The 14,191-nt window shown below is 63.8% G+C and carries 9 protein-coding genes; 6 read left to right on the top strand and 3 right to left on the bottom strand.

Going from position 1 to position 14,191, the window contains the following annotated elements; all coding sequences use genetic code 11:
• Positions 1–61 precede the first annotated feature (61 nt).
• The gene (locus QW887_RS02755; RefSeq protein ID WP_316194151.1) at positions 62–2,320 is read left to right on the top strand and encodes a CHASE3 domain-containing protein; all 2,259 of its coding nucleotides are present in this window, start codon (positions 62–64) and stop codon (positions 2,318–2,320) included.
• On the opposite strand, the gene QW887_RS02750 is transcribed toward QW887_RS02755, so the two are convergent.
• The gene (locus QW887_RS02750) at positions 2,317–3,210 is read right to left on the bottom strand and encodes a DMT family transporter (RefSeq protein ID WP_315826846.1); all 894 of its coding nucleotides are present in this window, start codon (positions 3,208–3,210) and stop codon (positions 2,317–2,319) included. The two genes, QW887_RS02755 and QW887_RS02750, sit on opposite strands and share 4 nt — an antisense overlap.
• Positions 3,211–4,026: 816 nt before the next feature.
• Here QW887_RS02750 and QW887_RS02745 point away from each other — a divergent pair.
• Complete coding sequence (locus QW887_RS02745; RefSeq protein ID WP_316194150.1) at positions 4,027–7,803, top strand: vitamin B12-dependent ribonucleotide reductase; 3,777 nt, start codon at positions 4,027–4,029, stop codon at positions 7,801–7,803.
• 3 nt (positions 7,804–7,806) lie between these two features.
• Positions 7,807–10,227 carry a DUF4062 domain-containing protein gene (locus QW887_RS02740; protein ID WP_316194149.1) on the top strand — a complete coding sequence of 807 codons (2,421 nt, stop codon included), beginning with the start codon at positions 7,807–7,809 and terminating at the stop codon, positions 10,225–10,227.
• Between the two features lie 202 nt (positions 10,228–10,429).
• Here QW887_RS02740 and QW887_RS02735 read toward each other — a convergent pair whose 3' ends face one another.
• Positions 10,430–10,924 (bottom strand): protein-tyrosine phosphatase family protein, encoded by a 495-nt coding sequence (locus tag QW887_RS02735; protein WP_316194148.1) that lies wholly within the window; start codon positions 10,922–10,924, stop codon positions 10,430–10,432.
• 205 nt (positions 10,925–11,129) lie between these two features.
• Between QW887_RS02735 and QW887_RS02730 the strand changes: the two genes are divergently transcribed.
• The 3 genes from QW887_RS02730 to QW887_RS02720 all read left to right on the top strand — a co-directional run bounded on the left by QW887_RS02730 (position 11,130) and on the right by QW887_RS02720 (position 12,527).
• Positions 11,130–11,387 (top strand): hypothetical protein, encoded by a 258-nt coding sequence (locus QW887_RS02730; RefSeq protein WP_315751721.1) that lies wholly within the window; start codon positions 11,130–11,132, stop codon positions 11,385–11,387.
• Positions 11,388–11,495: 108 nt separating this feature from the next.
• Entirely contained in the window at positions 11,496–11,756 is a 261-nt protein-coding gene (locus tag QW887_RS02725) for a hypothetical protein (protein ID WP_315712249.1), read from the top strand.
• A 417-nt stretch (positions 11,757–12,173) separates the two neighbouring features.
• Positions 12,174–12,527 (top strand): hypothetical protein, encoded by a 354-nt coding sequence (locus QW887_RS02720; protein ID WP_316194147.1) that lies wholly within the window; start codon positions 12,174–12,176, stop codon positions 12,525–12,527.
• A 93-nt stretch (positions 12,528–12,620) separates the two neighbouring features.
• On the opposite strand, the gene QW887_RS02715 is transcribed toward QW887_RS02720, so the two are convergent.
• Positions 12,621–14,162, bottom strand: a complete 1,542-nt coding sequence (locus tag QW887_RS02715; protein ID WP_315826838.1) for a hypothetical protein — start codon at positions 14,160–14,162, stop codon at positions 12,621–12,623.
• Between the last annotated feature and the right edge of the window lie 29 nt (positions 14,163–14,191).

Raw genomic sequence — 14,191 nt, 5'->3', positions numbered from 1 at the left:
GGAAACCTACCCCATGCAATTGGCAGGACGCGACGGCATCCCGCGCCATTGGAGGCCACCGATGATCCGCCGGCGGGTGGTGATCGGGCTCGGCCTTGGAACCCTGCTCGCGATCGGCGCCGCGTCGACGGGACTGGACATCAAGGCGCGCAACGATACCGCCCTGGTCGAGCACACGATGGAGGTGCTGGAGAAATCCTCCGAGCTCCGCGCCCTGCTGCGACAGTCAGAAGCCGCCTCGCGCGGCTTCGCATTGTCCGGAGCCGACCGGTTCATCGCAGAGTTTCAGGCGACGAGTGGACTTATTCCTGCAGCCTGGGCGGACCTGCGAGAGCTCGTCCGGGACAATTCCTCGCAGAGCGAGCGGCTGCGATCGATCTATGGCATCGTGCAGCGGCGCATTCAGCTTGCCGGCGAGCTGATCCGTCGCCACGCGGCGAACGATCGCGACGGCCCGGAGGCGCTGGCGGCGAGCGCGGCCGGTCCGGCGGCGATGACGACGATCAACCAGGCGCTCGACGCCTTTACCGATGAGGAGCGCCGGCTGCTGGCGGACCGCGCCACGATCTCGCGACGAACCGGATCCTGGCTGCTGGCGATCGACCTCGCCGGCGTCGGCCTGCTGCTCCTGATGTCGGCCTATCTCGTCCGGCGCGCTCATCTTTCCGACCGGGCGCTGCGCTCGTCCCTCACCCGGTCACGGGAGACCGCGACCTCGCTGGAAGCCCAGGCCGTGCAGCAGCGCAGCGATCTCGCCGCCGCCTATGACGAGCTGCGCCGCTTCTCCGCCATTCTCACGAACACCTTCAACAGCATGGCCGAGGGCGTCCTCGTCGTCGATCCCGAAGGCACGATCATGCTGTCGAACCAGGCGATGGGACGTTTCCTGGGAACGAATGTGGGCAAGACCTTCGCCGAGATGCAGGCTGCCAACCAGTTCTACGAGAGCGACGCCGTCACCCGCATCGTCGACGAGGAGCTCCCGATCGCGCGCGCCTTGTGCGGGCTGTCGTTCGACCGCCGCGAGGTCGTGGTCAAGCCGACCGACGGCCGGCCGCAGTTTCGCCTGATGGTCAGCGGGCGGCCGCTGCGCAATTCCGCAGGCGCGATCAGTGGCGCCGCGCTGGTGTATCACGACGTCACCGACGTGCACGAGACCGAGCGCCTGCTGCAGCAGGCGCAGAAGCTCGATGCCATCGGCAAGCTCACCGGCGGCGTCGCGCACGACTTCAACAACATGCTGACGATCATCACCGGGTCGATCGAGGTCCTGATCGACGCGGTGCAGGACCGGCCGGCGGCGGCCGAGTTCGCAGCCCTGATCGGCAGGGCCACCGATCGCTGCACCGAGCTGATCCGGCATCTGCTCGCCTTCGCCCGCAAGCAGCCGCTGCGTCCGCGCGACATCGACGTCAACGCCACGGTGGAGGACATCGCCAAGCTGCTGCGGCCGACCCTCGGCGAGCAGGTCGAGATCAGGACCGTTCTCGCCGACGAGGATCTCATCGCCCATGTCGATTCCGCGCAGCTCGCGAACGCGCTGGTCAACATGGCGATCAACGCGCGCGATGCGATGCCCGATGGCGGCAGGCTGCTGCTGGAGACGGCGAAGACCACGCTCGACGCGGCCCATGCAGCGGCCAATCCCGGCATCGTGCCCGGCTCCTACGTCATGGTCGCGGTCAGCGACACCGGCAGCGGCATGCCGCGGGAGGTGAAGGACCGCGCCTTCGAGCCGTTCTTCACCACCAAGGATGCCGGCAAGGGCTCCGGTCTCGGCCTCAGCATGGTCTATGGCTTCGTCAGGCAGTCCGGCGGCCACGTCAAGCTTCAGAGCGAGCAGAACCGCGGCACGACGATCCGGCTCTATCTGCCGGCGGCGCAGGCGACGCAGCAGATCGAGACGGAGCACGAGCAGGCGCTGCCGCATGGCCGCGAGACGATCCTGGTGGTCGAGGACGATCCGCTGGTGCGCGACTTCGTGCTCGCCCAGTTGCAGGGCCTCGGCTACACCACCCTCGTCGCCTCGCAGGCCTCGGAGGCGCTGGCCATCGCCGCGCGGAACCAGCCCTTCGACCTGCTGTTCACCGACGTCATCATGCCCGGCGGCATCAGCGGCCGGCAGCTCGCCGAAACCATCATGACCACGCGCCCCGCGCTCCCAGTGCTCTACACCTCCGGCTATACCGGCGATGAGATGGTCGAGAATCGGCAGCTCGTGCCGGACGCGCTGCTGCTGACCAAGCCCTATCGCCGCGCCGAGCTCGCGCAGATGGTGCGGCGGGCGCTGGACGGCAAGCCGGCGGCCGGCTGGCGCTAGCCGCGGGTCGCCATCGCCACCGCGGCCAGCGTGAAGGCCAGCGCGGCCACCTGCCCTGCCCCGAGCGGCTCGCGCAGCGCGATCGCGGAGGCCAGGACGCCGATCACCGGCACCGCCATGGTGCCGATCGCCGCCACCGACGCCGGCAGCCGCGACAGCGCCGCGAACCAGGCGACATAGGCGACGCAGAACTGGATCACGGTGGAATAGAACATCAGCGCCCAGTCGAGCTGATCCAGCTTCGTCCAGTCGGAATGCTCGACCGCGAAGCCCACGAGCACGATCGGCACGCAGCCGATGCCGATCTGCCAGGCCGCCGCCGACAGCGGCGGCAGCCTGATCGGGAGCTTCTTGGCCATGACCGTGCCGAGCGCGAAGCCGAACGCGCCACCGAGCACCATCAGGATGCCCGGCAGCTTGTCGCGGCTGGCGTTGAGCCCGTTGCTGCCCATGATCGAAGCCAGCCCGGCGAACGCCAGCACCAGCGCGAGCACGCGCAACAGCGTCGGCCGCTCGCCGAGGATCGGCCAGGCCAAGAGCGAGGCCCACACCGGCATGGTGTAGGCGATCAGCGCAGCCTCGCTCGCCGGCAGCCACAGCAGCGCCAGCCCCATCAGCACCATCCAGGCGGTGACGTTGAGCATCCCGGCCAGGATCAGCCGCGGCCAGACCTCCCGTGGCACGGCGAGGCTCTGGCTGCGGATGACGGCCAGCAGCGCCAACAACAGCGCGCCCACCACCCCGGTGGTGCCGCGCAGAGTGAGCGGCGGCAGCACGCCGACCAGATGCTTGGTGACCGGCCAGTTGAAGCCCCAGCCGAGCGAGGTGATGGCGAGGAACATCAGCCCGGCGGGCGTGATCCGCCCGCTGGCCACTGGCTTGTCTGTCATGGAATCACCGGCGCCGTCCGTGGGAGGATGAGCTTGCCGGCGTTTTCCCGGCCACACCAGGGATTGTGGGGCATGCCTGCCCCGCGAACGCTCCGTAGGCGCCCGTGAGTCCCGCCGATGCAAGCGAAACACGTCATTCGCACGCGAATAAATCTGCCCCTGTGAACAGCGGGACGAAGCCCTGTGGACAGCCTGCGGCACAAATTTTTTCGGTTTCGAATCCGCGAGGACTCGCCGATAGTTACGGCCATCACGATACCGGCACGCGCCCTGGTTATCCCGTACTTTCCCCCATATTTAGTGTTTGGTTTAGGAACCCGTACTAGTCCTTGACGGGTGGAGCGGAGTCGTCCTAGCTTCCGGCCCGGTTCGGCGCACAGTCATGTTTCGGGTCTGGCCGGCCGCTTCCCTCGAGAGGGTTCGAAGACGACCACGCCGCCGTCGCCACGGCAGCGGGCGTGGGTCGCCGTCTGCCCTGTGGACCATCGCTGCGCCGACGCGTCCCGGCGGGGAACCCACTAGATGTGGGGCCTCCCCTGCAGGGACGACGGAGCAGAACGGCGGGAGTGACGCGTTGAGAACGGACGGTGCGGGCAGCGGACGGGCTGCACGCCCCGCGCAGGAAGACGGGGCGAGACGCCGGACAACGGCGCAAGGCCTTCGCCTTCGAGGCTGAACAGATGCGGACCGGGCAACCGGTTGAACTGCGGCGGCAGACGAATTTTCCGGCAGCGTCCGGGGACTTCCAGCCGTCGCCCTTGGATGCAATGATCCCGGCCGCCAAGCGCGGTCCGGCAAGAACTATTGGGGCTCGCGATGCGGATTGAACGGCGCAACACCACCGAAGGACAGTCGCCCTATGCAGGGATCGACTTCCGCCTGACCACGTCCGAGATCAAGAATCCGGATGGCTCCGTGGTGTTCCGGCTCGAGAATGTCGAGGTCCCCGAGTTCTGGTCGCAGGTCGCCTCCGACGTGCTGGCGCAGAAGTATTTCCGGAAAGCCGGCGTCGCCGCGCGCCTGAAGAAGGTCGAGGAAGAGAGCGTGCCGTCGTGGCTGTGGCGCTCGGTGCCGGACACCGAGGCGCTGGCCGCTCTCCCTGAGAACGAGCGCTACGGCAGCGAGCGCTCGGCCAAGCAGGTGTTCGACCGTCTCGCCGGCTGCTGGACCTATTGGGGCTGGAAGGGCAACTACTTCTCCTCGGAAGCGGACGCGCAGGCGTTCTATGACGAGCTCCGCGTCATGCTCGCCAAGCAGATGGTCGCGCCGAACTCGCCGCAATGGTTCAACACCGGCCTGCACTGGGCCTACGGCATCGACGGCCCCGGCCAGGGCCACTATTACGTCGACTACAAGACCGGCAAGCTGACCAAGTCGAAGTCGTCCTACGAGCATCCGCAGCCGCACGCCTGCTTCATCCAGGGCGTCGAGGACGACCTCGTCAATGACGGCGGCATCATGGATCTGTGGGTGCGCGAGGCGCGCCTGTTCAAATACGGCTCCGGCACCGGCTCCAACTTCTCGCGGCTGCGCGGCGAAGGCGAGCGGCTGTCGGGCGGCGGCCGCTCGTCCGGCCTGATGAGCTTCCTCAAGATCGGCGACCGTGCCGCCGGCGCGATCAAGTCGGGCGGCACGACGCGCCGCGCCGCCAAGATGGTGGTGGTCGACGCCGACCATCCGGACATCGAGGCCTATATCGACTGGAAGGTGAAGGAGGAGCAGAAGGTCGCGGCGCTGGTCACCGGCTCCAAGATCAACCAGAAGCACCTCAAGGCCGTGATGAAGGCCTGCGTCAATTGCGAGGGCTCCGGCGACGACTGCTTCGATCCCGAGAAGAACCCGGCGCTGCGCCGCGAGATCAAGCTCGCGCGCCGCGCGCTGGTGCCCGACAACTACATCAAGCGGGTGATCCAGTTCGCCAAGCAGGGCTACAAGGACATCGACTTCCCGATCTACGACACGGACTGGGATTCCGAGGCGTATCTGACCGTCTCCGGCCAGAACTCCAACAACTCGGTGTCGCTGAAGGACGACTTCCTCCGCGCGGTCGAGACCGACGGCGACTGGAGCCTGATCGGCCGCACCAACAAGAAGGTCGTCAAGACGCTGAAGGCCAGGGACCTCTGGGAGAAGATCGGCCACGCCGCCTGGGCCTCGGCCGATCCCGGCCTGCACTTCAACACCACGATGAACGACTGGCACACCTGCAAGGCGTCCGGCGACATCCGCGCGTCCAATCCGTGCTCGGAATACATGTTCCTGGACGACACCGCGTGCAACCTGGCCTCGGCCAATCTGCTGACGTTCTACAACACCGAAACGAAGCACTTCGACGTCGGCGCCTACGAGCATCTCTGCCGGCTCTGGACGGTCGTGCTCGAGATCTCCGTGCTGATGGCGCAGTTCCCGTCGAAGGCGATCGCCGAGCTGTCCTACGAGTTCCGCACGCTCGGCCTCGGCTATGCCAATATCGGCGGCCTGTTGATGACCATGGGCCTGTCCTACGACTCCAAGGAAGGCCGCGCGCTGTGCGGCGCGCTCTCGGCGATCATGACCGGCATCGCCTACAAGACCTCCGCCGAGATGGCCGGCGAGCTCGGATCCTTCCCCGGCTACAAGAAGAACGCCGCGCACATGCTGCGCGTCATCCGCAACCATCGCCGCGCCGCGCGCGGCGAGGCGACCGGCTATGAGGCGCTCTCCGTCGCCCCGGTGCCGCTCGACCACGCCCACTGCCCGCAGGTCTCGCTCGTCAGCCACGCCATCCAGGCCTGGGACGACGCGCTCGCGCTCGGCGAGACCAACGGCTACCGCAACGCTCAGGTCACCGTGGTCGCCCCCACCGGCACCATCGGCCTGGTGATGGATTGCGACACCACCGGCATCGAGCCTGACTTCGCGCTGGTGAAGTTCAAGAAGCTGGCCGGCGGCGGCTACTTCAAGATCATCAACCGCGCGGTGCCCGCGGCGCTCCGCGTGCTCGGCTATCGCGAGAGCGAGATCGCCGAGATCGAGGCCTACGCCGTCGGCCACGGCTCGCTGTCGAACGCGCCCGGCGTCAACGCCACCACGTTGAAGGCCAAGGGCTTCACCGACGAGGCCATCGCCAAGGTCGAGAAGGCGCTGCCGACCGCGTTCGACATCAAGTTCGTGTTCAACAAGTGGACGCTCGGCGAGGACTTCATCGTCAAGCAGCTCGGCGTCACCACTGAGGCGATCGCCGCCCCCACCTTCGACCTGCTCACCGCGATCGGCTTCACCAAGCGCGAGATCGAGGCCGCCAACGTGCACATCTGCGGCGCGATGACGGTCGAGGGCGCGCCGCATCTGAAGGCCGAGCATTATTCGGTGTTCGACTGCGCCAACCCCTGCGGCAAGATCGGCAAGCGCTATCTCTCGGTCGAGAGCCACATCCGCATGATGGCGGCGGCGCAGCCGTTCATCTCGGGCGCGATCTCCAAGACCATCAACATGCCGAACGACGCCACGGTCGAGGACTGCAAGGCGGCGTATCTCTTGTCGTGGAAGCTTGCGCTGAAGGCCAACGCGCTCTACCGCGACGGCTCGAAGCTGTCGCAGCCGCTGAACTCGCAGCTCATCGCCGACGATGAGGACGAGGACGATGCGGTGGAGTCCTTCTACGACAAGCCGATGGCGGCGCGTGCCACGCAGGTCTCGGAGAAGATCGTCGAGAAGCTGGTCGAGCGCATCGTGGTGATGCGCGAGCGCGAGAAGATGCCGGATCGCCGCAAGGGCTACACCCAGAAGGCGGTCGTCGGCGGCCACAAGGTGTACCTGCGCACCGGCGAGTATGACGACGGCCGTCTCGGCGAGATCTTCATCGACATGCACAAGGAGGGCGCGGCGCTGCGCTCCTTCATCAACAACTTCGCCATCGCGGTGTCGCTGGGTCTCCAGTACGGCGTGCCGCTGGAGGAGTATGTCGACGCCTTCACCTTCACCCGCTTCGAGCCGGCCGGTCCCGTGCAGGGCAACGACTCGATCAAGTACGCGACGTCGATCCTCGACTATGTCTTCCGCGAGCTCGCCGTCAGCTACATGTCGCGCTTCGACCTCGCCCATGTCGACCCCTCGGAGAGCAATTTCGACGCGCTCGGCCGCGGCGTCGACGAAGGCAAGCCGTCGGAGGATGGCCCGAGCCAGCAGGCGGCCAAATATGTCTCGCGCGGCCTGACCCGCTCCCGCACCGACAATCTCGTGGTGATGCGCGGCGGCTCCTCGTCCCCCTCCCCTGCAGGGGGAGGGTCGATCGGAAGCACCGCTTCCGATCGGGGTGGGGTGAATCTCACCGCCCTCTCCCATGCCCGCACCGGCGACGCCCTCGACGGCGCCGTCGCCCTGAAGCAGGAGCCGCAGCACGACCTCTCGCCCACCGAGAAGCTCGAAGCCCTGCAATGGAGCAAGGCCGGCACGGCCAACACCCAAGTCGCCTCCAAGGCCGAACGCCGCGCCGAAGCCAAGGCCAAGGGCTACGAAGGCGAGATGTGCTCGGAGTGCGGGAATTTCACGCTGGTGCGGAACGGCACCTGCATGAAGTGCGATACGTGCGGCAGCACGACGGGGTGTTCGTAGACCGTGCATAACACACTACAGATCCTAAATGTGTTCTTAGCGTCGCCGGGCGATCTTCTAGAAGAGAGGAAGATCGCCCGGATGGTCGTCGACGAACTGAATGCCTCGATTGGCCGCCCCTTAGGCTGGCGAGTCGAGCTATACGGCTGGGAGGACACACCAATCGGTGCCGTGCGGCCACAAAGCCAGATCAATGAAGAGGTCAACCAATGCGACCTGTTTGTTGGATTGCTCTGGGAGCGATGGGGCCAACCTCCTGGCGAAAGTCCGTACAACTCTGGGTTCGAGGAAGAGATTGAACTAGCAAAAGCCCGACGGGCCAAGACCGGCAGTCCGGAGATTTGGCTATTCCTCAAAAAGATCGATCCCAAGCTGCTCCGAGATCCTGGGGAGCAGATGAAGCTAGTAATTGCCTTTCGAGAAAAAACCCGCTCCGAGCAGAAGCTCTTCTATAAGGAATTTGACAACTCTATTGAGTGGACGTCAGAGTTTCGCCGACGACTTTCAAATTACTTGGTTACCTTGGCCGGCACGAGGTCATTTCCGGCCACAGCATCTACGCCGCCCGAACGTACCGAGTCCACCACAGAACTGTTGGAGTTAGAGGCACAGACCAGGGAAGATCTCCCAAAGTCTTCTCAACAGGCGATTGGTCTGATTTCAACTCTCTCGCGCGCAATCTCAGCTGGAGCTCTTGAAACCTCGCAGGTCAAGCAAATCGAAGACAAGCAATTGGCCAGGATCCTACTCCTAGCGGGCGCATTACAAGCTTCATATTTCAAGGATGAACTTCTCACCGCTCATCAGGCCAACTTGATCTATCGAGAGCGCGATGGGATTAATCCATCAAAAAGCGAACGGCTTCTTCTGCTCCGGACGATGCTAGCTAGCAGCGAGCAGAACGTCCCAGGTTGGGCATGGTTCAGATCCGACAAAACGGCAAAGGCGATCGTTGCGATAGCGACCTACGACACGTCAGACGAAGTCTCAGTAGGGGCCATCCGCTTCTTACGTGAATTGAAACTAGGAATCAGCCCTCAGGAAAAAAAGAAACTTCTAGAAACACTGCTTGGTCGCAAAAGCGAAAATTGCTCCTTACAGGCCGCATTGTGGCTTCAGTCCCACGGCGAGCTATCCGATCTCCCATTCCTTTTGGAATGCAAGCTGGACGACTCAAGCGAGCTAAGCATCGCCGCCGAAAATGCTTCGTTGGCGATTCTACAGAGAGACAACCCGATACAGGCATTGAAAGAACTATCAGAGACCAGCCAGAAGCCCTCCGAGGGCATCGCCACTAGCATCCTTGCTTTCGCCCAAGACGCAGACCTACACACTTTCCTAAAACATTCAAATCCGACTCTCCGAAAGCTATCGGCATTAGAACTCCACGAGAGGAGTCTGCTAACTGGAGAGATGGCCGCTGCACTTATCAAAGACATCAACAATGATGTACAGATCACTGGAATAGAACTCTCCATCCAGCTAGGAGAGTTTATTCCCTCAAGCCAGATCCGATCCGTTGTTAGACCAACAAGCCTCCTTGCGGCCATAGGATCTACTAGTTCGCCAGACGCCGACAGGATAATCGTTAAGTCTCTTGAAACGCTCTCACCTGACGAACTAAAGAAAAAGATCGACTGGTACTTGAGTGACGGTTATCTAGCATATGCAGCCCTCGCGCGGAAATATTTCTCATCATTCCACGATCAGATCATTTCGGATTTATCCGACGGTTTCTCCTCACTCCAAAAGAAATGCTCGGAACGCCTATTAAAGGAGTTCGGAGAAGCGGGGCGACGGCAGCTAGATCAATACGACGGAAAGCTCAACAACTTCCTCCGCAAGCAATACACGGCCGCGGCACTCGATGCCATCGCGACTTATGGAAGTTCAATCGACCGTCCAGTCGTAGAAGAATTCATAAAAACTGCAGACTTTGACACAGCAGGAAGCCTTGGCGAGTTTTTAGGGAAGCATGGCGGCGCTGAGGACGCAAAAACAATCATTGACTTATACAAGAAAAGCTGGAGCAACCGAGATCATCTACTGAACTCGGCGCTTCAATTAATGCAAGACCCACACAGTCTTTTGTCCGATTCCACCATAGATGAGCAAACCCTGGCTAAAATAATACGTCTATTAGATAACGCGTCGATCAGCGCCGGACAGAACAGTTGGCTGTCACTGCTTAGCAGCTCAAGCAGCGATGTCCGCAAAGCAATAGCTTATCGAATCTACGCAACATCAGATTCAAAGAAGCGAAGGCGACTACTAACTTCACTGCTGAGCATGCCAAGCTACTACTATGACGCTGTTTACTGGCTTGACAGAATGTCCTACGCGCCCATCGAATGGCAGTCTCATTTTGCTGATTCACTTCAGAAGCACCTTGATCAACCGTTCAAAAAGGACTGGCTTGATTGAATGCATCACTCGCCTTTCCGGCGATTTTGGTGTTTGGCGCAAGACGGATTAGCGGCGTGTAGTCCGCCGCTTACCTGGCCGACGCATGCGCTTTTCTAACGCGCCCTACTAAGCCAGCCCTTGGCTCCGCCTCCCCCATGCACCTCCACATCTTCTCCGATCTCCACGCCGACATGGCCGGGAGTTACGGTGACGCTGCACTTTACTCGATCTGTTTGCGCTCGAACGCCCTCACCCACTCCCGCTGATCTTCCGTATCCGGCACGCGCACGCCGCGTGCGGCGCCGATCCGGTCGAAGGCCTCAGTTCCATCAATGCCCAGCCGAATCATCACAGACGCCGCGATGACGGCCGAGCGGCCGATACCGGCCCGGCAATGGATCAGGACCGTCGCGCCCTCCGTCAGCCGCACGGCGAGGCCCTCGGCAAGCCGCACCGCCGCACTGCGGCTGTCGGGCAGGCCGCGGTCGGGGACCGGGAACGACAGGAAGGCCATGCCTCGCGACTGGCACAGCGCGGCCTCGCGCTGAAGGCCGAGGTCATGAACCTCAGCCGGCTCCAGCAGGCTGACGACGACGGCAATGCCCTCGCCCACCCAGGCCGCGATGTCGTCTGCCAGCCAGTCTTCCGCCCGCGGCCGCGCCGCGATGGCGAGCCGGCCGGCGATGGGCAAGTCGATCCAGTGCAGGCGGGACATGGTGATGGTCCTGTCATGAATGAGCGTTCGTAGCCCGGATGAGCGAGAGCGACATCCGGGATCGCGGTTGCCGAGACGGATGCACTCTCAGGCCCCCGAACATCATACCGCGTCCGCTACACGATCCCCAGGATTTCCCGGTGCAGCGGAACGATCGCCGACACGCCGCAGTTTACTACGAACCAACAACGAAGGAGGTTCGTTCATGAAGATGGCAATCGTCTTGACGGCGGCTCTGTTCGCCGCTTCGCCGGTGTTCGCCGCAGAGACCGGCGCAAGTTCGCACGGCGCGTCGAAGAAGGCGCCCGGTCAGCAGATGCAGCGTAGCAAGACGTCGACGGCGCCCGGCGCTTCGGAGTACGCGCCCGGTCATCAGAGCAACACCGCCGCCGGCCCTGGGCATTCCGAGAGCGCTCCCGGCCAGCGCATGACGACCACCGGCTCCAGCACGCATAGGAAATAGTGGGCGCGCGAACGGGATACGATCCCGCTTCTCGGCCCCCCTTTCGCTTGAAGACACAGAAAAGCCGTAAGCCTCTCAGTTCATCTTCCAGACATCCGAGGGAGTCACATGCGCAAAGCGATCTTCATCCTTGCAACATCGATTTCAACCGCGCTGATCGTGCCCGCCAGCGCGTTGCCTCGCGCTCCCCTTCAGGTCGATCGCGGCGCATCTGATCTCATCGAGGTGAGAGGCGGTCATGGCCATGGTCATGGTCATGGCTGGGGCCGCGGCGGCGGTCACCGGGCCTTCGGCTGGAGTCGCGGCCGAAAGGTGGGTTGGCGCGGTCATCACTGTCCGCCGGGCCACTGGAAGAAGGGATGGTGCTGATCAGCCGGACCAGGAGCGTTAGCAAGCGTAGGGCGGATTAGCGGAGCGTAATCCGCCGCTCGACCAGATCGGCGCGTTACGCTTCGCTAACGCGCCCTACGCGGCGAGCCCTGGGCTCCACCTCCCTGCCCGCCATGAACCTCCACATCATGGCGTGCCGATCGTCATGGTGATGGGCAACCATGAATTTGATCACCGCACCCTTCCCGAAGAGCTGAAGCTGGCGCGCGCCGAGGCGGCGCGGTTCGGCGTGCATCTGCTGGAGAACGAGGCGGTCGTGCTCGCGGGCGTACGCTTTGCGGGCGCCACGCTGTGGACACAGCCACGCGCTTCCCGCGCACTTTGGTTGACTTGCATCAACAGGGTCGTAGTGAATCCGCATCAAGCTGTCATCGTCAGAGAAGCGGAGGCAGTATCATGGCCGACTCGCAAGCATCTCTCGTCCCATCCCACGACGCGCCCGATCCGCACCGTCAAATCGATTCAGCCGCTTGGGCCGTCTTCTTCATCTGGCTCGGCGTGGTCATGCTCGCAGGGCTTCCCTGGGGCTGGTTCCTGGTGGGCGTCGGCGTCCTCATCCTGGGCGCACAGATGATGCGGACGCAACGGAGCCTAAAGGTCGACAGGTTCGGCGTGGTCATCGGGGTCATCATTCTTGCGGCCGGCCTGTGGGATCTTCTTGCCTTGCCGTTGCCGCTCATGCCGATGATCCTGATCGTGCTGGGCGGATATCTGCTCTGGAAGACGCTTTCGACGACGGAATCCCCCTGAAGCGGCGCACGAAACATCAGCAGGCTCGGATGAGCGGGATAGCCCGTAGGGTACGGGCGGTTCGCAATGGAGGGCACGCGCCGCCCTGCGGCGCTACTTGAAACACACCGACTTGTCGTTCGGGTCGAACGAATTCCCCGGCATCGGCCGCAGCGGGGTCAGCTTGGGGTTGGCGGCCAGCAGCCGCTTCGCATAGGCGCCCAGCGCGGCGTTCATCGTGTTCAGGCGGTCCTGGGCGTCGGTGCGTTGCAGCGGCAGGGTGACCACGCCAGAGTTGTAGACCTCCGCCCGCGACCATTGCTGGCCCTGCACGATGCGGCCGACGAGGCGCGACTTCAAATCGGCGGCGCTGTCACCGGCCGCGCTCTTGGCCCCGACGACATCAGGCGGCAGCAGACTGGGGTTGACGATCCAGCCGCGCGGCTTGGCGACGGTGTTGCCGAACAGGATCAGCTCGTCGACGGTGTTGTTCAGCGCTACGTAGTCGCGCAGCGGCAGGCTGGCGTCGCCGGTGCCGGTCTCCTGGACGTGGCTCGCCAGATGCGGGCCGGTGGCGCAATAGGTGCCGAAGCTGAGCTTGATGCTGCCGGAGCTCATGGCCATGTAGCTGCCGACATCCGAGCCGCCCGGCGGCGACGGCGCGTCGTCGCCGCAGAAGGTGCCGTGCGACGAGGCATCCTGCAGGGAGTGCAGATAGAGCCCGATCCGGGCGATCTGCACCGGCACCGGCGGCTTCCTGGGGTCGTCGAACAGCACGCCGGTCGTCTTGCTCTTGTCGTCCAGCCAGGATTTGAGCTGGGTGTAGTCGACGACGCCGTTGCTGTTGTCGAGCACCTTCGGTCCCGAGGTGATGTTGAGGGCCGGCCCGATGGCGTAGTTCTCCAGCAGCGGCACGTTGCCGCTGATCGGCACGTTCGCCAGGCATTGCGGGCCGCTGAAGTTCGAGGAGCCGTTCGGCACCGTGTATCCGGCGGTGCACAGCAGGCCCGGGCCGTCGTCGGGCTTCATCGCCCATTGCCGGAGATCGTACAGCGTGCCCTGATAGACGCTGTCGATGGTGATGGGATAGCCGGGGGGCGGATAGTGGAACGGATACACCGCCTGCACGCCGCTGGCGCCGTGCACGTCGGTGCCCTGCCCATTCGGCGAGAAGTTCAGGAGATAATGATAGAGCGGCCCGTCGGTGGTGTTGTTGGTGCGCTGGAAGCCGTTGAACTTGGCGGTGATGTAGCTGGCGCCGGAATTGGTCGATGTCGCCTGCCCGCCGCACTGATCGATCGGCGCATATTGCGCGTAGTCGGAATTCTCGTTGTAGGCGGCGATCCAATACGCCACGTCGGCGCGATAGCCGAGCGCCTGGGCGATGAAATAGGTGGAGTCGGCGTGGACCATGCTGCGGCCGGGCGGGATGACGGCGAACTGCACCGCCTCGAGCAGGCAGCCCCGGTTGAGCGCCTCCGCCGGATTGCGGCACGCGCTGGCCGGCGCGAGACAATTCCTCAAGCCGTCCTTCACGCGCGGGATGCAGATGTCCTCCAGGAACGCCTGCGCGGGGTGCGGCGCGGTCAGGCCCCAGCCGAGAACGGACGATCCCACGACGACGGAGAGGGTCGACAATGCAAAGCCAATGCGCATGAAAAACTCCTTGGTGATTGAAATCCAGC

The organism is Bradyrhizobium sp. SZCCHNRI3052 (assembly GCF_032484895.1).
In the GTDB taxonomy this organism is placed as follows: Bacteria; Pseudomonadota; Alphaproteobacteria; order Rhizobiales; family Xanthobacteraceae; genus Bradyrhizobium.
The sequence above is the reverse complement of the archived record's forward strand: the minus strand, read 5'-3'. Positions and strand labels throughout refer to the sequence as shown.